Annotated in this window: 17 protein-coding genes; 12 read left to right on the top strand and 5 right to left on the bottom strand. The window is 42.8% G+C overall.

Going from position 1 to position 19,830, the window contains the following annotated elements; all coding sequences use genetic code 11:
- The first annotated feature begins 103 nt into the window (after positions 1 to 103).
- Together MKR94_RS12875 and MKR94_RS12870 are read left to right on the top strand one after the other, a co-directional pair.
- Complete coding sequence (locus MKR94_RS12875; RefSeq protein ID WP_422047529.1) at positions 104 to 826, top strand: nucleoside/nucleotide kinase family protein; 723 nt, start codon at positions 104 to 106, stop codon at positions 824 to 826.
- A gap of 26 nt (positions 827 to 852) precedes the next feature.
- Complete coding sequence (locus MKR94_RS12870; protein WP_422047527.1) at positions 853 to 1,584, top strand: nucleoside/nucleotide kinase family protein; 732 nt, start codon at positions 853 to 855, stop codon at positions 1,582 to 1,584.
- Positions 1,585 to 1,645: 61 nt separating this feature from the next.
- Here the strand turns inward: MKR94_RS12870 and MKR94_RS12865 are convergent, their stop codons facing one another.
- Together MKR94_RS12865 and MKR94_RS12860 are read right to left on the bottom strand one after the other, a co-directional pair.
- Positions 1,646 to 2,005, bottom strand: coding sequence for a diacylglycerol kinase (locus tag MKR94_RS12865; RefSeq protein WP_241647259.1), 360 nt, complete (start codon positions 2,003 to 2,005; stop codon positions 1,646 to 1,648).
- 81 nt (positions 2,006 to 2,086) lie between these two features.
- Complete coding sequence (locus MKR94_RS12860) at positions 2,087 to 3,211, bottom strand: N-acetyltransferase (protein WP_241647258.1); 1,125 nt, start codon at positions 3,209 to 3,211, stop codon at positions 2,087 to 2,089.
- Between the two features lie 622 nt (positions 3,212 to 3,833).
- Here MKR94_RS12860 and MKR94_RS12855 point away from each other — a divergent pair.
- The 4 genes from MKR94_RS12855 to spt are packed head-to-tail and all read left to right on the top strand — an operon-like array spanning position 3,834 to position 7,953.
- Complete coding sequence (locus MKR94_RS12855; RefSeq protein ID WP_241647257.1) at positions 3,834 to 5,591, top strand: fatty acyl-AMP ligase; 1,758 nt, start codon at positions 3,834 to 3,836, stop codon at positions 5,589 to 5,591.
- Positions 5,588 to 6,505 carry an NAD-dependent epimerase/dehydratase family protein gene (locus MKR94_RS12850; RefSeq protein ID WP_241647256.1) on the top strand — a complete coding sequence of 306 codons (918 nt, stop codon included), beginning with the start codon at positions 5,588 to 5,590 and terminating at the stop codon, positions 6,503 to 6,505. Before MKR94_RS12855 ends, MKR94_RS12850 begins: the two co-directional genes overlap by 4 nt.
- A gap of 27 nt (positions 6,506 to 6,532) precedes the next feature.
- A complete protein-coding gene (locus tag MKR94_RS12845) occupies positions 6,533 to 6,781 on the top strand; it encodes an acyl carrier protein (protein ID WP_092678101.1) in 249 nt (82 codons plus the stop codon).
- Positions 6,781 to 7,953 carry a serine palmitoyltransferase gene (gene spt, locus MKR94_RS12840; RefSeq protein ID WP_241647255.1) on the top strand — a complete coding sequence of 391 codons (1,173 nt, stop codon included), beginning with the start codon at positions 6,781 to 6,783 and terminating at the stop codon, positions 7,951 to 7,953. Before MKR94_RS12845 ends, spt begins: the two co-directional genes overlap by 1 nt.
- Before the next feature lie 48 nt (positions 7,954 to 8,001).
- Here the strand turns inward: spt and MKR94_RS12835 are convergent, their stop codons facing one another.
- From MKR94_RS12835 to MKR94_RS12825, 3 genes are read right to left on the bottom strand one after another with little or no spacing between them, the layout of a single operon-like run.
- Positions 8,002 to 8,571: a YtfJ family protein gene (locus MKR94_RS12835; protein WP_241647254.1), complete on the bottom strand. Its 570-nt coding sequence runs from the start codon at positions 8,569 to 8,571 to the stop codon at positions 8,002 to 8,004.
- A gap of 38 nt (positions 8,572 to 8,609) precedes the next feature.
- A complete protein-coding gene (locus MKR94_RS12830; protein ID WP_241647280.1) occupies positions 8,610 to 9,440 on the bottom strand; it encodes a hypothetical protein in 831 nt (276 codons plus the stop codon).
- 9 nt (positions 9,441 to 9,449) lie between these two features.
- Entirely contained in the window at positions 9,450 to 10,784 is a 1,335-nt protein-coding gene (locus tag MKR94_RS12825) for a lipopolysaccharide biosynthesis protein (RefSeq protein ID WP_241647253.1), read from the bottom strand.
- 493 nt (positions 10,785 to 11,277) lie between these two features.
- On the opposite strand from MKR94_RS12825, the gene lptF reads away from it, so the two are divergent.
- The 6 genes from lptF to MKR94_RS12795 all read left to right on the top strand — a co-directional run bounded on the left by lptF (position 11,278) and on the right by MKR94_RS12795 (position 19,807).
- A complete protein-coding gene (gene lptF, locus MKR94_RS12820) occupies positions 11,278 to 12,348 on the top strand; it encodes an LPS export ABC transporter permease LptF (protein WP_241647252.1) in 1,071 nt (356 codons plus the stop codon).
- Positions 12,345 to 13,421 (top strand): LPS export ABC transporter permease LptG, encoded by a 1,077-nt coding sequence (gene lptG / locus MKR94_RS12815; RefSeq protein WP_241647251.1) that lies wholly within the window; start codon positions 12,345 to 12,347, stop codon positions 13,419 to 13,421. The genes lptF and lptG overlap by 4 nt, the downstream gene beginning before the upstream one ends.
- Positions 13,422 to 14,238: 817 nt before the next feature.
- Positions 14,239 to 15,123, top strand: a complete 885-nt coding sequence (locus tag MKR94_RS12810) for a LysR family transcriptional regulator (protein ID WP_241647250.1) — start codon at positions 14,239 to 14,241, stop codon at positions 15,121 to 15,123.
- A 505-nt stretch (positions 15,124 to 15,628) separates the two neighbouring features.
- Positions 15,629 to 16,357 (top strand): fimbrial protein, encoded by a 729-nt coding sequence (locus MKR94_RS12805; RefSeq protein ID WP_241647249.1) that lies wholly within the window; start codon positions 15,629 to 15,631, stop codon positions 16,355 to 16,357.
- Between the two features lie 174 nt (positions 16,358 to 16,531).
- The gene (locus tag MKR94_RS12800; protein ID WP_241585915.1) at positions 16,532 to 17,035 is read left to right on the top strand and encodes a CS1 type fimbrial major subunit; all 504 of its coding nucleotides are present in this window, start codon (positions 16,532 to 16,534) and stop codon (positions 17,033 to 17,035) included.
- Positions 17,036 to 17,092: 57 nt separating this feature from the next.
- Positions 17,093 to 19,807 carry a TcfC E-set like domain-containing protein gene (locus tag MKR94_RS12795; RefSeq protein ID WP_241647248.1) on the top strand — a complete coding sequence of 905 codons (2,715 nt, stop codon included), beginning with the start codon at positions 17,093 to 17,095 and terminating at the stop codon, positions 19,805 to 19,807.
- The last annotated feature ends 23 nt before the right edge of the window (positions 19,808 to 19,830 follow it).

Below are 19,830 nucleotides of genomic sequence, written 5' to 3'. Positions count from 1 at the left end.
CTCGCTTAGGTTGATTTAAACCAGTTAACAAGGTGAGGAGAAGACAATGAGTCGTAAATCCTCTACTATAGGGCGAATTTGAATACTATAATACGTAATAGCGATCGTGAATAAATCGACCTCATCCCCTCAATCTTCACCTATCCGTGTCATTGCCATCACTGGCTGTGACGGTTCAGGCAAATCGACGCTTGCCAACCGTTTGGTCCAAACCCTCGCGTTAAAAACAAAAGTAGAAGAAGTTTATCTCGGGCAATCTTCAGGCTTTATTAAGCAGAAAATTACTGAATTACCGCTGGTGGGAGAGAAGATTGCTGCCTATCTGGTGAGCAAATCCGATAAGGTGCACGAGAAACCGAATACTGCGCCGGGCAATGTAGAAGGAACAGTCATTTTCTTATTGTCCTGCTGGCGTGCTTATAAGTTTAAACGGATGCTGCGTCGAGCGGAAGAAGGCGTATTGTTAGTCACTGATCGTTACCCGCAAGCAGAGGTCGCGGGTTTTCGAGTTGATGGGCCGCATCTGAGTAAAGCGCAAGGTGGGAGCCGATGGATTCAGATGTTAAGAAAACGCGAGCAGCGTCTCTATGAATGGATGGCATCCTATCCTCCCGCATTATTGATTCGTTTAGCTATCGACGAAGAGACAGCCTACGCACGTAAACCCGACCATGATATCGCCTCATTACGTGAGAAAATTAGGGTCATCCCAACGTTACATTTTAATGGTGCACATATTCTTGAGTTATGTGGCAGGGATCCTGAAGACGAAGTATTCAAGGCTTCTTTAGAAGCCATTCATCAAACGTTTACTCTTCCTAATTAACACTGACAACGGTAAATAGCTCTACTATGACAACTCATTCTGATGCCCAAGCGTCACCCTCTTCTGCAGTGACACCCATCGTCATTCCCAATATGGTCGCGATTGTCGGTTGTGACGGCTCGGGGAAATCGACGATTACTGCGGACTTAATTAAAGCCATGCAGAAAATTCGGCCGACTGAGCGACGTTACTTAGGGTTAATTTCGGGAGAAGATGGCGATAAAATAAAAAAGCTTCCGATTATTGGTGTCTGGCTAGAACGCCGTCTCGCAAAAAAATCAGAGAAGACACAAAGTATGCGAAGTGAAGCGCCTCCCTTGTGGGCTGCTTTCATTATGTATGCACTTTCTTGCTGGCGTTCTTCTAATTTTCATAAAGCGCGAGCGTTGGCTGAAAGTGGTGTGTTAGTGATTGCGGATCGTTACCCTCAAGCGGAAATTTCAGGGTTCCATTATGATGGCCCGGGGTTAGGCGTAGAGCGGGTGAAAGGTTGGTTATTGAAAGAGATGGCGAAAAGGGAAGTCGTGATTTACGAGAAGTTAGCTAATTATCAGCCACAATTGATTATCCGTTTAGATATTGATGTCGAGACTGCCTTTGCTCGTAAACCTGATCACAGTTTCCAAGAGCTGAGCGATAAGATTGGTGTGATGCGTCAGCTAAACTATAACGGTGCGAATATTTTAGATTTAGACTCAAGAAAGCCTTACGAGGAAGTCCTTGCCAGCGTAATTGCTGCAGTAGAAGCAATTCATTAAGTCGGATGGGCGTTAAGGACTGTTGTCACATTAACGCCCAGTACACACTTAACCAGTCTTTTTAAAATAGAATGACCAACCAAGTTAGTACCGTTGCGACAATTGCCACTAATTGTGCAGCCCCTGCCATATCTTTTGCTCGCTTCGAGAGCGGGTGAATCTCATAAGAAATTCGATCCACTACCGTCTCGATAGCGGTATTGAGTAATTCAATGACGATTAATAAAAAACTGCAGAGTATTAGTACAATATGTTGGGTCTTTGAAATATCCAGCGTGAAAGAGAGTAAGACTAACAGCGTACTGAAGATGAAAATATGACGAAAGGCATCCTCAGTTTTGAAGGCGTCAGTAACGCCTGACCAAGAGTTGTTAATACTGAAAAGTAAGCGTTTTAAACCAGTCCGTTTTTCAATCGACATGATGAGTCATCTTTAGATATATTTAGAGGGTAGCGAGCGAGATGGCCTCGCTGCTACCGTGCTGATCCGTCACGAAGACGACTAGATTTTCTTCTCGAATAATCGATAGTTTTTGTAAGGTTCAGCACCAATACGTTCGAGTATCGTACGCATTCCCGTATTGGTTTCGAGAATCCAAGACATCTCCAGTGCATCAATATTACGACGACGGAAAGGCTCTCGTAGTGCTTCGATGAGGAGGAGAGCAATGATCGGTCCAATACGGCTAAATTGGTACTCTTTCTTAACGCCCATTAACGGTACACGAGCGGTACGCACACCACGAACTTTCAAACGCCACAGCACTTTTGCCCAGCCAAAGGGTAATAGCTTGCCTTGGAGTCCATCAATCGCTTCATTGATATTAGGCAGGCCGACGATAAATGCTGCGGGTTCGCCATCAATTTCAGCGATATAAATCATATCGTCTGGCACCAAATATTTGAGCTGTTGGCCCATGGTGGCAAACTCATGTTCAGTAAAAGGAACAAAGCCCCAGTTATCCTGCCAACCTAAGTTAAAAAGGTTTCTCAGAATCTGCATTTCTTGGTCGAAAATTTTGCGATTAAGCGGACGGATGGTCACTCTTTTACGAACATTATCCATTAATTTGGTCAGGCCCGGTTCAAAGTGAAGATCTGTTCGTTTCATCCAATAAGCAATAAGGTCGATAGCTTTACTGTAGCCAAGCTTCTCAATATGTTTACCGTACCAAGGTTTACCATGGGTCATTAACGCAGAGGGCGGAGTATCGAAGCCATCGATTAATAGTCCGCTTTCTTGATTAATGTTGAGGCTAAAAGGTCCGGTAATTTGATGAGCACCTTGGGATATAAGCCACTCTTCTGCTGCTTTGAATAACGCTGCAAACACTTCTTCATCATCGATAGCATCTATCATGCCGAAATGGCCAGTATTAGGACCATAGAGTTCACGGTGAAGCGAATCGATTTGTGCTGTGATGCGCCCGACAACTTCGTTGCCGCGCTTAGCAAGCCAAGCTTGCCAAACTACATGGTCTGAGGCGGGATTTTTTTTAGAAAGATGTTCTTCACGTTCGACAAATAATGGGTCGATCCAATTTTCGTCACCCGCAAACAGCGTAGAGGGAAAATTGATGAAGGCTTTCAGATCCTGTTTGGACGAAACTTTTTCTATTGAGATCATAAATACCATTACTTCTAGTAATTGTTAAATTGACAGCAAATCACTCCAGGCGATCCCTGAAAGAAACGCAGCAACATGCAGCAATAAAGAAAGAGGAGGCTATAGACTCGGCAGTGTGTTAGTATATCGAAACAGTCACGGTAGTAATTGTCAATTTTTTTTTGAAAGTTAGCCTGAAAACATTCTGACATACTATTAATTTGTAACGAATGCTATGATTTTAAAAGAAAACGTTACAGGTTAGCGGTGAGTGCGCAATTTAGTAGTAAAAGTAGTGGAACGCACATATTACCTATGACATGATATTTTAAGATCTTTACAATTGCCGAGCGTTTTCAGAGCAAACCCCTTAAAACCGCATGCGTGTTTGTCTAAAATTTCATGTAAGCATTAAGCGAACGGTTAGTACACAGCCTACGTTTTCGTCATGAAGTGATGAACTCTGTTCAAGACAACGGGTCTATCACTCCCTAAGCAGGAGTCAGTGATCTGTGTGAAAGGGTGAGCGGGCAGCGATGTATATCGTAGGTTGGAAGATGCTTGAATTACTACTTTGGTCGGGAGCTCTGTATGGAGCTTAAACTTCCTCAATATCTATTAGTATCAACAGGTGTACCACTATATGGAAGCGTCTACAACGTTTGCAACTCAATCCCATCATCAACTTCCAATTCGCTATGCAGATTTCGCAACGCTAGCTGAAGCCTTGGATTACGCAGCACTCGGTGAAACCGGCATGAACTTTTATGATCGCCGTAATAACCTGATGGCTGCAGTGCCTTACAGTGTGTTGAAAGTCAACGCTGTAGAGGGCGCTCATAAGTTGCTTTCTTTAGGATTAACTAAAGGGGATCGCGTTGCACTCATTGCAGAAACCAGTGTTGAGTTCGTTGAAACATTTTTTGCATGTCAATACGCAGGATTAATTGCTGTACCGCTCGCGATTCCAATGGGGATCGGTCAAAGTGCCTCCTACGTTAAGAAACTGACGGGTTTACTTAACGGGTGTCAAGCCTCGGTGGTCTTGAGTAGTAAAGAGTGGCTGCCAATGGTGCAAGAGGTTGTCTGTGATTATAATTCGCCGACGATTCTTAGCCATGAAGCCTTTGCTGAGCTCTCTTACGATGCGACGAGTAAATTACCTCAGGTCGCACCAGAAGACATTGCCTATCTACAATATACCTCTGGCAGTACTCGCTTTCCACGAGGCGTTGTCGTTACCCAAGCCTCAGCAATGGCTAACCTTCGCGCAATTAGCCATGACGGTATTAAACTGAAAAAAGACGACCGCTGTGTCTCTTGGTTGCCGTTCTATCATGATATGGGGTTGGTTGGCTTTGTATTGACCCCAGTGGCAACACAAATCTCGGTGGACTACTTGCGTACGCAGGATTTCGCTATGCGTCCCATTCAATGGCTGAAACTCATAACCAAAAACAAAGGCACGGTATCCGTTGCGCCACCTTTCGGCTATGAAATCTGTCTGCGTCGTAGTAATGAGAAAGAGTTAGCGGAATTAGATCTCTCGAGCTGGCGAATTGCCGGTGTTGGTGCAGAGCCTATCCCGTCTGGTTTATTGGACCGTTTTAGCGAGCATTTTAGTCAGGTTGGCTTTGGCGAAGACACATTTATGCCTTGCTACGGACTCGCGGAAAATACCCTCGCAGTGAGCTTCTTCGATAAAGCCACTGGACCGCGTTATAACGTGGTTGACCGCTATATTTTAGAATACGAAAGTAAAGCTGTACCGCCAAAAGATGAGAGTGCTGCGCAAGCCGTATTTGTAAACTGCGGCAAAGCGATGCCTGGGCACGAAATTGTTATCCGTAACGAAAAAGACGAGCCACTTCCTGAAAGGAGTATTGGTCATATCTGTATTGCTGGCCCGAGCTTGATGCGTGGGTACTTCCGCGATAAAGAGTCACATCAGCAGATTCAAGATAAAGGCTGGCTCGATACGGGCGATCTCGGCTACCTGCTCGACGGTAAACTCTATATTACCGGGCGCAAAAAAGATCTTATCATTATCCGCGGACGTAATATTTGGCCACAAGATATTGAATATATGGCAGAAGCTGAACCAGAAGTGCGTACCGGTGACGCGATCGCTTTTATGACGAATCAAGAACACGACGACGCAGAAAGAATTATCCTACAGATTCAGTGCCGAGTGACCTCCACTGAACGCCGTGGTCAGATCGTTCACTCACTCTCATCACGTATTCGTAATGAATTCGGTGTGTCGGTAGACGTTGTTCTGGTCCCACCACACAGTATTCCACGGACCTCCTCCGGTAAACCGGCCCGCGCGGAAGCAAAAAAACTCTATTTAAATCAAAATTTTGAGCCTCAGTTGCAACTCGCTGGAAATAAACAATGACCCAAACTGTTGCCTTGACAGGTGCGACGGGTTTTATCGGTTCACACATTGTTGAGAAACTGTTATCGGCTGGTTTTCAGGTGCGGGCGCTGACGCGCTCGCCCTCGCAGGCATCTCCCCTAGCGGGTCTGACATGGGTACGCGGTTCATTAGAAAATGAGTCGTCATTGGTCGAATTAGTGACGGGGGCCGATGTTGTTATCCATTGTGCAGGCCAGGTAAGAGGTAAAAATATCTCAACCTTCACGCAGGCAAATGTTGAAGGGAGTTTACGTTTACTTCGTGCTGCCGAACAGAGCGACAGGTGTAAGCGTTACCTGTTTATCTCTTCGCTGGCTGCTCGTCATCCCCAGCTTTCTTGGTATGCCCACTCTAAGGCTATTGCCGAACAGCAGTTAGTGGCACAAGCCTCAAGCGTTTCAATAGGGATCTTCCGGCCTACTGCCGTGTACGGACCTAGGGATAAAGAGCTTAATCCGGTATTCACTTGGTTATTACGGGGTTTACTTCCACAGACGGGTTCCTCGACTACACAATTATCTTTTCTGCACGTTTATGATTTTGCAGAGGCCGTGGTCAAATGGATCGAGGCAAACGTCGAGAATAGCGAACCTTACGAGCTGTGTGATGGTCATGCTTCAGGCTACCGATGGCAGGATCTACAAAAAATTGGCCAAGCTATTCGCCAAAAACCGGTCAGCATTATAAAAATTCCTCTTCCGTTACTCAAAACCATTGCAATGCTTTCCACGCAAATTAGCCGTTTATCGGGTAGAGAGCCGATGCTAACGCAGAGCAAAATTGGTGAGTTAACACATAAAGATTGGTCAGCAACGAACGTTACGATAACACGTAATATTGGTTGGACCCCGAACATACGGTTAGAACGCGCGCTACGCGACGGGCTATTTTGATTTACATTTCTAAGTAAGAAGATGGCAATGGAAAATAAACAGCAACTACTCGATTATGTTATTGATTGTCTTGGACAACTCGTAGCCGAAGGTAAAACTGTAAAGCCGGATAGTGATTTAGTTAACGACCTCGGTTTAGAGTCAGTCAATGTGATGCGTTTACTGATGATGTTGGAAGATGAGTTAGATATCTCAATCCCAATCAACATCCTGATGAATGTGAAAACACCAGAGCAGTTAGTCGCGGCCATTGAACCCTTAATTGGAGAGCAATAATGGGTTTATATGACAAATTCACCCGCTTTGTTGAAGAGCGTCAAAAATTTCAAGTATCGGGCATCAATCCTTTTGGAACCTGTATCGAAGAAATCTATTCAGCGACCGAAGGGCGTATTGGCGATAAAAGAATCATCCTCGCAGGTTCAAATAATTACCTTGGGCTAACCTTCGATGCTGAGGCCATTGAAGAGAGTCAAGAAGCTTTGCGCTTACAAGGAACGGGTACAACCGGTTCTCGTATGGCAAACGGAACCTTTGGATCTCACTTAGCCCTAGAAAAAGAGATTGCTGAATTTTTTGATTTACCCACCGCAATAGTCTTCTCTACCGGTTACACGGCAAACTTGGGCGTAATCAGTGCTCTCGCTACCCCGGATGCGGTTGTGATTATCGATGAAGACTCGCACGCTAGCATCTATGATGCGTGTGCATTAGGTGGCGCGCAAATCATTCGTTTTCGCCATAACGATGCCAAAGATCTTGAACGTCGTATGCAACGTTTAGGTGAGAAAGCGAAAGAAGCCATCATCATCGTTGAAGGCATTTACAGTATGCTGGGTGACGTCGCACCGCTAAAAGAGATTGTCGAAATAAAGCGCCGTTACGGTGGTTACATCTTGGTTGATGAAGCACACTCTTTCGGCGTGATGGGCGAAAAAGGTCGCGGACTGGTTGAAGATCTGGGCGTAGAAGCCGACATCGATATTATTTTGGGTACCTTCTCGAAGAGTCTTGCCGCAATCGGTGGGTTCGCAGTGGGCGGTAAACAGCTGGATGTATTACGTTATTGCAGCCGCCCTTATATTTTCACCGCATCCCCATCACCTGCAAGCATCGCTTCAGTCCGAGCATCGTTACGACAAGTCGGCCACTCAACGGCATTGCGTGAGAAGTTGTGGAGCAATGCACATCGCCTGTATAAAGGCCTTGCTGACCTTGGCTACAAGCTTGGTGAGCGAGTAAGCCCAGTCGTCCCTGTAATGATTGACTCTAAAGAAGCGGGACTTGAGATGTGGCGAGCTTTGGTCGAGAAGGGGGTCTATGTCAATCTGGTCCTACCACCTGCCGCACCTTTCGGTATGACGCTATTGCGTTGTAGCGTCAATGCAGCACACAGTGATGAGCAAATCGATGCCATGATTCGTGCTTTTGCAGAACTGAAAGCGTAACACGTTGCCGTAATTCTAAAGGCTTAGAATTACGGCAGTTTTATTCCCTCAGTGGTTTCCTGCCTCTTGTGCCACCAAATCGTGAAGTAATTGGATCACATGGCTTACCTCTGCATCCGTCATCGGACCGTCTTTCTGCCAGCGTACCTTACCTTGTTTATCCGTCACTATGATTGTTGATGATGCCGCGGGGAGTTGCCAAAGCGCTTTTCCTCTGCCGTCATTGTCGATAACAAATTGCGCCCAAGGGTACTTGCGCTGATTTTTCTCAATTTTTCCCTGTACAAATAACCCTGTCCCGAATAATTCATCATCCGCATTCACTATTGTCACTGGCTGAAAGTAAGCCGTAGGCAATTGTGCCGCCTTGACTGCTTTAATCATGTCGCCATTTTGCTTCTTGGCAGAACTTCGGCCGGCAATATATTGAATGATTCGTACTTTACCTAACAGCTGTTGGCTGGCCCAAGGTTGATAGGTAATCGTATCGCCATTAAGGATCAGTTGACCTTTATCCGCTACCGATAAAGGTTTGACAGGTTGGCCAATAATAAAATTATTAGCCATTGCGAGGGTAGGGAGCAATGATAGTAATACCGCGACAAATTGACGAGTCATCTTTCTATCCTCTTAGAGAGCCTAATAGGTAATACTCATTATGAGACTCTGACAATTTTCCCTACCAGTTGTTCCAGATATTCCCGGATATGGCTATCTAGAGGCGTAGGCGTTTCATATTCGCGAGCGCCTGACAGTTTATCTGCCACCATGTCATCATGCTTATCCCCCATCAGGCCATTAATATTGGCAAGAAAACGTGAAATGGCATAAACACGAGGCGTATTATTTTCAATAGAGCGCTGTGTATCGAAAAAAGAGACCTGCTGGCTGACAATCTTTCTTATATCGTGGAATTCAGTGCCGGTTACCGTGGGTTTATTAAGCATATCTGCCAATTGACTCATTTGTTGTGAGACGTAGCGTTGGTAACCGGCTTCGTTATCTACCTGTAGATGGTTAAGAGAGCGTTTAACCCAGTTCCAGACTGGACGACTTAATAATAACCGCAGGATTTTACCGTAATGCTGGACGCTTTTTTTATCACCATTCTTAAAGCCATCTTGCAAATGACCTAAGTAGACAGTGGTCGCTTTGAATATTTTCTCAGCGTCGTGGTGACGACTATACAGCCGTTGTGCAAAGCGCAAATGTTTGTAACGTGCACGAATATATTTATATTGTTTACGTTGAGCTTCGGTAAGATCTTGACCGGCTAAAAGTTGCTTGATTAACCCTAGCAACTCTTGGCGAGTGAAGCCTTCCTCCCACAACTGTAAACATAATGCATAATAATCCCGAATATTTTGCTGCGAAGTACCGAGTTCTATCGCGGGTAAATCCGTGGTTTCATTATTAATAACATCGTCTTCGTCGATCGCTAAAAATAAACGATCAACGACCTCTTGAGGATATTTCTTCCAACTCATACTATTCATTTATGCTGTCTCAAGCGGTTTATGATAAATCAGCGAATGTCGCCGACGATAAGCTAAGAGTGTTGGGAAGAGGGTAAGAACAACTTCTGACGATTGCCCGATTAAATACGCAACAGCAGCCCCCTCTACGCCATAGAGGTGGGATAATAACATTAATAAGAGGATATACGATCCCGCAGCAATAATTTGTACGCCTAAATAAACGCGTTGTTTACCCGCCATTAAGAGTAATGACTCTTGGGGGAAGCCCATCATGGAAATAACAATTGCCCCTAACATAATCTGTATCAGGCCGTAAGCTTCCAGATATTTTTGGCCAAAGACAAAAGCAATCACGGACCCTCCTGCTGCGTAAACAATCAACGCAATAATTAAGCCCAATCCTCCTGCAAATAGAGAAGAACGGATCCCTAATAGCCAGGGTTTAGCTGTTCGTGGATCGAGACGCATAATTTCTGGATAAAAACTTTTCTCCAACAATTTAGCGGGCGTTCCGGTTGCATCGAAGAACGTCATAGCGATTTTGAAAAGTCCTGCTGCGCTAGGTCCGATAAAAATCCCAACTAGTAGCGTGCTACAAGAGTTTTGCGCAGCCCAAATAGAGTGAGCGAAGTTGGTTGTCCAGACGAAATTCCAACATCCCGGAATTCGTTTACTCGCTTTAAAGAGGGAAGGTCGCAATGCATTATGCAAGTTATGTCTTTTAAGCTCTTGACGAGCAAACCACCAGAAGAGTGATCCCCCAAAGAGGTTAGCGAGGTACCAAGAGACAACGAAGCCCGCAAAGCCTAGGTTAGCGAAATATGAAATAAGGCTACCAATAGCGATCAATAAAGGTTTGACGGCCTGTTGAATAGCGATAAGGTCGAATCTATCTAAGGTCCTTAAGATACCCGTTGGGGTAGAGGAGGCCATCGACGGTATCAGCGTACAGTAGAGTAGTGCGAGCTTAAAAGAGGTTGCATCCAAGCCTAAGGAGTCTGATAAGAAAGGAAGCAGCAGCATACCGCCGGCGATCGCTACGACGCTACTAGCAATATCCAGCCCAAATGAGAAAGAGACGACATCACGCAGACGCTGTTGATGACCATTGGTATGTGCGGGAGCACCATATTGTACGACAAACTGCCAGGTTTGAAACTTCACAAAATCGCTGATGGCTTTGGTATAAGACTGAATGACGACCAAGGTCCCAAACATGTGGGGGGTCATGCCTTTACCTGCACAGGAGAGGGCTAAGAGTCCGAGTAGTGCACTGACTACATTTCCTGAGAGTAAATAGACGCTGTTTCGAAGAATAGTGCGGAAAGCACCGTCTGAAAACCAATTTTTCATTAAGACCAACTCTAAGACAGTATTAAATAGCGATTAGGTATGGCTTCTTCAGGCCAATCTAACAAGGTGGATTATTCGCAACGCTGATGGCGGAGGGATCCCAATTGGAAATGAAGGCGTGATGCATGCCTTTTTACCATGCACTTAAGTATTATTTCAGTGTCATAAAGACCTTGTTGCTTCAATTTCGACTGCAGCATGATAAAGCATTCACGGAGTATTGTTAAGCTTCCCTATTGTTGATCAGGGCGGCAGCGGCCCAGAGAGCCTCTATTGAGGCTGGGAACGTAAGAAAAAGGTAAGCGGAAAATCAACGCCGTCTATCGATCATTTTTTATTCTTGTAACAGTATAATTCTTAAGTTAGACGGCTCATTGATTCGCTATGTGTTAACATCCATGGATCCGTCAACCTTTCCTCAAGCTAGAGGGCTGAGGAGAGGCGAATAGAAAATTACTCGTAATAAGAGCGTACTGCGGGGTTAAGTTAGGTTATGTATCTGTTTGAGCGTTATGTCATGAAAGAAACGCGCAACGTCGTCTTGATGATTGTCGGTTTCTTAATCTTTATATTCACTATTTATTCCGCTCAACGTTACCTCACTGACGCGGCGAATGGTACTCTCGCGCTTAAAGCGGTGTTTGTTATTGTCTTTTATAAGGCTTTAATTGCGTTAGAGATGCTACTGCCGATCGGGCTCTACGTAGCCACGGCCATTTCATTAGGACAACTTTATAGTGATTCGGAGATCACCGCAGCACAGGCGGCAGGTATCTCGCCATTACGCCTCTATCGCGGCATTCTATTACTTGCGATACCCGTCGGAACCGCTTGTGCATTACTTTCTATGTATGGCAGACCCTGGGCTTACGCGCATATCGATCAATTGATGCAGCAATCGCAATCTAGTTTCGATGTCAGCCACTTACAAGCCAATAAATTTAATATCGAGGATAATGGCACCATGGTTCACGCCCAGACCATTACGCCAACCGATAATCATATCCAGAATACGTTTATCTACACCACTGATAAAGGTGTGACGAAAGTGTTCCGCTCGGAAGTAGGGAGCATCGATAATACTCGCCCGCAGGCTCCTATTGCTCACCTACAATCTGGTTCAGCCTATACCTTCGAACACGGCTCGAATAACGATAGCCAACAAACTTATCGTAATTTAGCGATTAATTTAAAGCCAGCGGCTGATGACGAAGAAGTTCGGAGTAAAGCGAAATCGATGAAGATGTTGGACCAGTCGCATGACTTATCTGATATTGCCGAGCGACAATGGCGTCAGACGCGTGGACTCAATGCGGTATTGATGACTCTACTGGCAATCCCGCTGAGTCGGGTCAGGCCACGTCAGGGCCGTTTTTCAGTACTGCTGCCGCTTGCCTTAGTATTTATTGTGATCTTTTTCGCCGGCAATATCTGTCGGACTCTGGTGAGTAACGGGATGCTACCGCCGATTATCGGGGTATGGTTAGTGTCTTGGGTTATGCTAGTTGGCATCCTTTACTTCTGGGTCAAAGACTCTTCACTATTAAAGAAGTGGTTTAAATGAATATCTTCTCGCGTTATTTAATTCGCCATTTATTTATCGGTTATTTGGCGGCGGCGCTCCTGCTTGTTCCGCTCTTCACGCTGTTTGATTTTATCTCAGAATTGGAAGATGTCTCGGCGACTTATAGTTGGGGTCAAGCGTTATGGGTCGTTACCTTACTTATCCCTCGCTGCCTCGTTAACTTAAGCCCGTTTATCGCCCTATTGGGGGGGATTGTTGGCTTGGGGAATATGTCAAAAAATATGGAGCTCACGGCTATACGTTGTGCGGGCTTCTCCATTTTTCGCATAGCGATAGTGGTACTTATTTCTGGCGTGATGTTCACGGCGTCCTTGGCAGTGGTTGACGAGTGGGTCGCTTCCCCATTACAGCAGCAAGCACAAGTGCGTAAAGAGACGGCTTTAGCAGAAAGCCAAGACAGCGACCCTGAAACCAAGACAATCTGGGGTCAGCAAGGTGAAGAGTTCGTTCGCATCGATCACCTCGATAGAAATGGGCAGCCACAAAATATTGAGATCTTCGACTATAACCGTGATTTAACGCTTAACAATTATCTGTTTGCCGAGTCGGCGACATACGGTGAGGACAACACTTGGGCCTTGCATAATGTGAAGCACACCCAATGGCAAGGCGACAGTCAGTCAACCGAACAGCAAGCGACAATGGCTTGGCATTCCATCTTTAACAGTAATAACTTAAAGCAGCTCCAACTATCGAGTGATAGCTATTCCATTCCGCAACTAAAAAATTATATTCACTATTTAAAGGAGACTGCGCAGCCTTCAATGGAGTACCGTTCTGCGTTGTGGCAAAAGCTGGGACGACCTATTTTAGTCTTAGCGATGGTGTTGCTCATTATCCCCTTCACTTTCGTGAACGCCCGAGATTCGGGAATGGGTAACCGGTTATCCTTAGGGGTCATTATTGGACTGGTCACTTATATCATTTATCAGATATGTATTAACTTGGGATTAATATTCTCAATCACTCCGATAATCGCCGTGGTTGTGCCCCCTATCCTGATGTTGGTGACATCAATGGCTTTAGTCTATCGTTTCAACAAAAAGAAATAAGCGAAGACTGTTAGCCAGGAGCTGGAGTTTATACTGTGTCGCCTCACTGTATTAGGTAGTGAGGCTCTTTTTAGTAATGTCAGTTATCCCTTCATTTTTACTCGAATATCGAATTCTTAACCACTCTGTAGCTTCATTTGCTCAATGCATAGCGGTGATTGACGAAACTGACCAAGTTCTCCGCTGATCACCTTCCTCGATAATAACTGTACCGAAAAGGTCTTTACCTCCACCGTCATCATGACCGTTTTTTAGTGAACTGGCTTGCTAGTCTGCTTGTAGTATCATCTTGTGAAGTATTAATGACGCTAGCGTGAATAGCTTATCGCACAATTAAAGCCATTTTATTAAGGATTCCATTAAAACCGGCTAGTTAAACAAATAGAGAAAGGTGAGTACCTTGTCAGCCATCGATAACACTGACATTGATGTCATGTCTACCGTCTCATTATCCTTTCAGGTTTAGATCAAAATGCCGAACTGCTGATAGAAATCGAACTCTACAGGCTTTTGATACTCTAGGCGCCTATTTATCCACTCAAACCGGGATAGTGATAGATAATTGTGCTGCGGAACTCTTCCCAACTTAGGCAGTCAATATTGCAGAAAAGTAAACTATCTCTCGTTTCCTTTAAATAAAATCATAATTCCCTTTCTGCCAAAAATAAATCGCATCACGCTTCAAGTTGCTTATTTATAAGTAATAAATAGTACATTCCAATTTGGAAAATCTGTTTTTACTGATACTAGGTTGACCGTTTTTTTATATTTGAATATATTGCAATTCATTTTTAGATAAATGTCAGGAATAAAATAAATGAAGTTTTACCTTAAGGATTTTTGGATTTTTATTTCCATCGCAGAAACCAAAAGCCTTTCGAAGACCGCATCGCAAATGGGAATGAGTGTTTCATCAATAAGCAAGAGACTAACGCGTCTCGAAAGTTATTTGCAAATAACCTTATTTGAACGAACCACACGTAGTATCAAATTGTCACCTATGGGAGAAATTGCTTATGAGAAGTCGCTATTAATTACTGAGGAATTTCAACGATTCATTGATGAGTTGAAGTCATCAAAATCAACGCTGAAGATATCTACACCTCATCGGTTTATTGAGTCATTCTTGATTGATTGGTGTTATGAGTACTGTAAAAATAAAAGGAGTATTGATATATCAGTCATCGAGTCAAAAGAAAACATGGATAGTTTGGATATTGATGAGCTATTTATTACAAATAGAAAGTCAGGTTATCCGTTGGCAATACATAGGCAACTTCACCCAGTGAAAAGAGTTATTTGCTGTCGTGCCGATATGGAGAATGTTACTGATATTAAAGTGCCTGATGATTTAAGAAAACTTCCAACTATATATTTTATAGCGAACGAAGGTGAGCATGATATTGAATTAGTAAAAAAGGGAGATTCTTATACCTTCGCTAATGATGGATTACACCTATCGTCAATAGAGGAATCATTAAAGATGGTTTTAGACAAGGGATGCGTGCTTGTGGGTATTCCTTTAATTCATGTTCGTCAATTAGTGAAAATGAATAAAATTAAAGTGATATTGAGCGAGTGGGAAATGAAAGAACTTAACTATTATCTGGTGTGGAAGGATAGACCTTACTTTAAGAATGAGCTTGCGGAATTTCTAAAGTATATAGAATATAAATGGAAAGAGGAATGTGGAGTTTATTAGTACGTGTTTAATAGAGTGGTTATGAATTTCATTAAATGATTTTACCTTTCGTCTTTAGTGTTTTTCTTTTCAGGAAAAACTAATTTTCCATAATAGGACTTTTATTAGAAGTTGGTATTGAGTATATTACTGTAAAACACACTACTTCAAGTCCATTTTCTATGATCAGTAAAGTTATTAACTCTATGGGATACTGAAAAAGATCCGTTACCGACTTAGTAGTCGTAATGTATTTTTATTTGCTAGCGGTTCTGCATTCGTAAATGGTCTCTTGCTCATCAATATTAGTTTTGACAACCTTGTGCAATGCTATTGGTTATTTTACGTCATCACTCGATATTGTTATTGAGTAGTTAATAATTTTAATTTTGGTAGTGTCAACAGAATATAGATTTTTTTGATGAGTTAACGTGACGGAAGTAGAGCACGCGATTTATCGCGTACTCTCAATAACTTCCTAATAATTAATAATTTGGCGCTATTATTTTAAATAAAAGGTTTCAATATGAAATTAAATAGGCTATTGGCAACAATTGCTTTCACTTGTCTTTTTCTTGTACAGGTCAATTCGGCTTCATGTGCGATGTATATCTATCCTATGGAGGTAGCGATAGGTATGAAAGGGGTTTCACAGATAAAAGTTATCTCTCAAGATAATGATGTTCAGTTTATTAAAGTCAATTTGAAAAAAATTGTTCAACCTGGCACAGCTCAGGAACATGAGGAAAGTAGCGATAATACAAGTGCAGCGGGGCTTGTGATCACTCCTGAGAAAATTGCCCTTGCTGCCTCAAGCCAGAGGGTAGTAAGGCTTGTTTCAATCTTTCCGCCGAAAAAAGAAACAACCTGGCGAGCTTACTTTGAAAGTGTCAATGAAGCTAATTTGATTCCCTTACCAGGGAGTGACAGAAATTTATCTAAAACAGCAAATCTTGGCGTCAATGTTGTGTGGGGCGCACTTATTCATGTTGCGCCAGAAAAGGTCATCACGAGTCTGAAAATAGTCGACGAAACTGGAAAGGTGTCTAACGAGGGGACAATCAGGATTGCAATTGATGAATTAGGCATTTGCGATAAATCAGGCGAGTGCCAGTGGAAAAAGATATCCTCTACTGTATATCCAGATACAGTCGTTACTCTTAAGGGAATCTCTTTCGATAAGAATAAAGAATACCACATAAAATATAATAATTGGATAACAGGAAAGAATGAAGAGCTAACACTAGCTAAATAAATAATAGGGTAGAAATTCGATCTCCTTACAATGAAAATTTCATATTATTGAAACGTTATTTTTCATTATAGGGAGAGAACAAAATTAATATGACTATCGTCATACTATATCACCATTTTTAAATGGTGTACTTTCGAACGCCCTAAAAAGGGCATAACATTAATGGAATGTAACATGAAAAATAAAATTAAAGCTATTTCTATTGTCAGTGTTCTTGTAGCAGCATTTAGTGTGAGTGCTGCACAGCGAGATATTACTGTTAATGCTGAAATAGATCCAACAGTTGATATTACACTTGCCGATGGTTCACCTTTACCGACAACGGCAACGATGCAGTATCTTCCAGGAAAAGGGTTAGCTGATTATTCGCAGCAAGTCAAACTCTGGTCTAACACCACTGACAGGGATCTCCTTGTGAGTTTGGTCAATACTCCATCACTTACAGATAATAATGGTACTAATGCTATTCCATTAAAAGTGACACTTAATGGGAATGCGTTATCCACTACATCAAAGACACTGACTTTCGCAAGTACATTTCCGAATGGTGTCGCAAATGGATCTTCAGTAATGCCCCTGGTTATCTCCCAGGAAAATCCTAACGCGATCACTACATCAGGAAGTTACTCTGGTGTTGTAAGTATCGTGGTTGCTCAGGCTGCCGCCGCTAACCCATAACATCTATGTATGGCAGGGGGATCCCTGCCATTAGAAAATGCTTGTATTAGGCTAATAATGAATAGACGATTTCTACTGTTTTCTTTATTTGTAAGCATTTTGTCATTCTCTACATCGATATGTGCATCTCTTCGTATTCCTAAGGGATTTGAAGAACTCGCAGAGGGACAAACGATTCTTAGTGATGTCTCTATTTATGGCGAATCTTTGGGGATTTTCAAAATCTCAGTGGATCTTGAAAATATCCATTTCATTGAACCTAATAAAATAATCAATGCAATTTTAAAAAAGTATCCAGACAGTCATAATCTTAAGGGGATGTTGTCGAAATACTTTGATGGGACTTTTCATCGGAATAGTCAATTATCTTGTAGCAGTAATGGTGATCAGCCAGGTTGTGATTTTATAGATACAGATAATGTCGATATTATTTATGATGAGGACAATGCTAGAGTTAATGTTTTTATTTCAGATAAGTACATTACATCACAAATAAAAGACAAAACATATTATGCAGTCAATGCTGAGAGCCATAATGCTTTCATTCATCAGCAAAATATAAACTTTGTTGCGGATAAAAATTATCAATCCGCATCAATTCAAGGGAATGGAACTTTAGGGATAATTGAGGATGGTTATTTAAATGTCGATTGGAGTTTTCAAGGGCAACGTTCAAAAAGTAAGAGAAAAAATGATATATTTGTTAACAATGCTTACGTTAGGAGGGATTTATTTAAAAGATTCTATCTGCAAGCTGGCATCATGGATTCAAAAGATATTTTTAGTAATATTGGCGGTAATATTAATCTCAGCCAGCTACCATTGGGTAAAATACGCGGGTTTAGAGCGGGTTCCACGCTTGCTTGGGTCAATGTTAATAAAGTAAATACGGGAACTCCTATAAATATATTTCTCTCTCATGAAGCAAGAGTCGATGCTTATAGGGGAGAACAGTTACTTTCATCATTTTATTTAAAAGCGGGCGCTCAAGCACTGGATACCCGGTCGTTACCACAAGGAAGCTATACTATAAGTTTGAAGGTTTACGAAAACAACCAATTGGTGAGAACTGAGACCGTTCCTTATACTGGCTTAGGAGAACTGACCTCTAGGACATTACAGTGGTTCATTCAAGGTGGGGTACCAGACAATGAAGGCTATGTAGGAAGTAAAACTGATAAACATCAGGATGATAAAGTATTCCAGGCTGGAATAAGGTTACCTGTGATGAACAATGTAGCGCTTACTTCAGGCGTAGCTTATTTCAATTCAGCGAATTTCTGGGAAAGTGCTGTTGATTGGTCACACGGATTCGACATGGGATGGGTTGATGGTGTGATGACCTCAAGGGTGAGTTATTTGCACGGTAGTGAAGGATCTCGAGGTACCATTCAGCAGCTCAATTACAATGATGGATTTTCACTTAGTTTTTATCGTAGCGAGATGAAAGCGACTGACTGTGATAATCAGGGAGTTAACCGATACAGTATCAACGGTTGTTATAAAAGTACTAACATCATGTTATCTGTACCGTTAGACAACTGGTATGCCACACTGGGCTTCTCAACAAGTATGAATAAGGGCCGTTATATCACGCGTCAAGATATGGTCGATTACGACCCAAATTATTCTTTTGGGGTACCATGGGAGACCGTTTATCAGTCTTATTCAAAAAGTAGTACTTGGCAGGCGGGGCTTACCCGAACCGCAAACATCAGTGGTCTAAATATCACGACAAGTCTTAATGCTTTTTTACGTAATGATAGTTCCTATAATGCTCAGGATAAGGGCATGTTTGTAACACTATCGTTATCGACTAATACTCACGATATTGAAGGCAACCGCGGGACTTTCTCGGCCAGTTCGAATGTACAAACGAGTAAGAGAGCAGGTAATGCGATTAGCTATAATATTGCATCCAGCCAGTATAGTGATGATACAGGCGAAAATGAGAAAGGTATTTCAATAAATGGTATCAATACAGATACGATTACCTCTTCACTGTATGGACGAGCAGGCGGGCAGTATGGCGCAGGGGCAGTGACTATTAGTGATACTCTTAATAAAACAGGAGGGGGGAATATTATCAATGGAAGTGGTAATTATAGTTCCTCTTTTATTTTGGATAGGGAGGGGCTAACAGTTGGTCGTTGGGGAGATGGTACGGCATCTTCAGCGATAACAATAAATGTTAATCAAGGCGATACTTCAGATAGTTCGAAGGTTAATGTCTCGGTGGATACGAGTGGTCAAAGCGAGGTCAAAGGAAATAGTCGAGCATTATTTACAGTTCCTGGTTACCGTGAAAGTCAGGTCAATGTTGATGAATCAACGTTAGCTAGTGGTGGTGTCAGCAGTGAAATAAAATCGGGTACAGGCGTAAGAAAAATTTTCATGACGCCAGGGAAAGTTTATAACCGCGATGTGAAGATCGAATCACATTATACCTGGATGGCTCATCTTCTTGATGAGACAGGAAACGCCGTTGAGGAGGTTATCCCACTCAATGTCATATCGTGGGCTCCCCTAGGCAATGGTTTAGTGACCTTTGAAACGACACAAAAAATGAAAATGCTTTATGTCATGAAAAACAATGCTTATTTGCAATGCGGAATGAAGGTCAGCAAGATGAGGGACGTTATTCGGTATGTTGGAGAAACGACGTGCAAAAGTATCAATTTTGCCAGTTTGCCTTCTGCAGAAAAAAAGCAGGCTACTATCATGACAGCAAAAGCAAAGAGCAATACAAGCTTGACCGTTATGAACAATTAGTCCTCTGCTATAGATTTATTTCA

This window comes from Rosenbergiella metrosideri (assembly GCF_022602565.1).
Lineage (GTDB): Bacteria > Pseudomonadota > Gammaproteobacteria > Enterobacterales > Enterobacteriaceae > Rosenbergiella > Rosenbergiella metrosideri.
The sequence above is the reverse complement of the archived record's forward strand: the minus strand, read 5'-3'. Positions and strand labels throughout refer to the sequence as shown.

What these genes read in the sequence shown, in the direction of transcription:
- MKR94_RS12870 (WP_422047527.1), top strand. Translation starts at nt 853, where the DNA reads ATGACAACTCATTCTGATGCCCAAGCGTCACCCTCTTCTGCAGTGACA.
- MKR94_RS12865 (WP_241647259.1), bottom strand. Translation starts at nt 2,005, where the DNA reads ATGTCGATTGAAAAACGGACTGGTTTAAAACGCTTACTTTTCAGTATT.
- MKR94_RS12860 (WP_241647258.1), bottom strand. Translation starts at nt 3,211, where the DNA reads ATGATCTCAATAGAAAAAGTTTCGTCCAAACAGGATCTGAAAGCCTTC.
- MKR94_RS12855 (WP_241647257.1), top strand. Translation starts at nt 3,834, where the DNA reads ATGGAAGCGTCTACAACGTTTGCAACTCAATCCCATCATCAACTTCCA.
- MKR94_RS12850 (WP_241647256.1), top strand. Translation starts at nt 5,588, where the DNA reads ATGACCCAAACTGTTGCCTTGACAGGTGCGACGGGTTTTATCGGTTCA.
- MKR94_RS12845 (WP_092678101.1), top strand. Translation starts at nt 6,533, where the DNA reads ATGGAAAATAAACAGCAACTACTCGATTATGTTATTGATTGTCTTGGA.
- spt (WP_241647255.1), top strand. Translation starts at nt 6,781, where the DNA reads ATGGGTTTATATGACAAATTCACCCGCTTTGTTGAAGAGCGTCAAAAA.
- MKR94_RS12835 (WP_241647254.1), bottom strand. Translation starts at nt 8,571, where the DNA reads ATGACTCGTCAATTTGTCGCGGTATTACTATCATTGCTCCCTACCCTC.
- MKR94_RS12830 (WP_241647280.1), bottom strand. Translation starts at nt 9,440, where the DNA reads ATGAGTTGGAAGAAATATCCTCAAGAGGTCGTTGATCGTTTATTTTTA.
- MKR94_RS12825 (WP_241647253.1), bottom strand. Translation starts at nt 10,784, where the DNA reads ATGAAAAATTGGTTTTCAGACGGTGCTTTCCGCACTATTCTTCGAAAC.
- lptF (WP_241647252.1), top strand. Translation starts at nt 11,278, where the DNA reads ATGTATCTGTTTGAGCGTTATGTCATGAAAGAAACGCGCAACGTCGTC.
- lptG (WP_241647251.1), top strand. Translation starts at nt 12,345, where the DNA reads ATGAATATCTTCTCGCGTTATTTAATTCGCCATTTATTTATCGGTTAT.
- MKR94_RS12810 (WP_241647250.1), top strand. Translation starts at nt 14,239, where the DNA reads ATGAAGTTTTACCTTAAGGATTTTTGGATTTTTATTTCCATCGCAGAA.
- MKR94_RS12805 (WP_241647249.1), top strand. Translation starts at nt 15,629, where the DNA reads ATGAAATTAAATAGGCTATTGGCAACAATTGCTTTCACTTGTCTTTTT.
- MKR94_RS12800 (WP_241585915.1), top strand. Translation starts at nt 16,532, where the DNA reads ATGAAAAATAAAATTAAAGCTATTTCTATTGTCAGTGTTCTTGTAGCA.
- MKR94_RS12795 (WP_241647248.1), top strand. Translation starts at nt 17,093, where the DNA reads ATGAATAGACGATTTCTACTGTTTTCTTTATTTGTAAGCATTTTGTCA.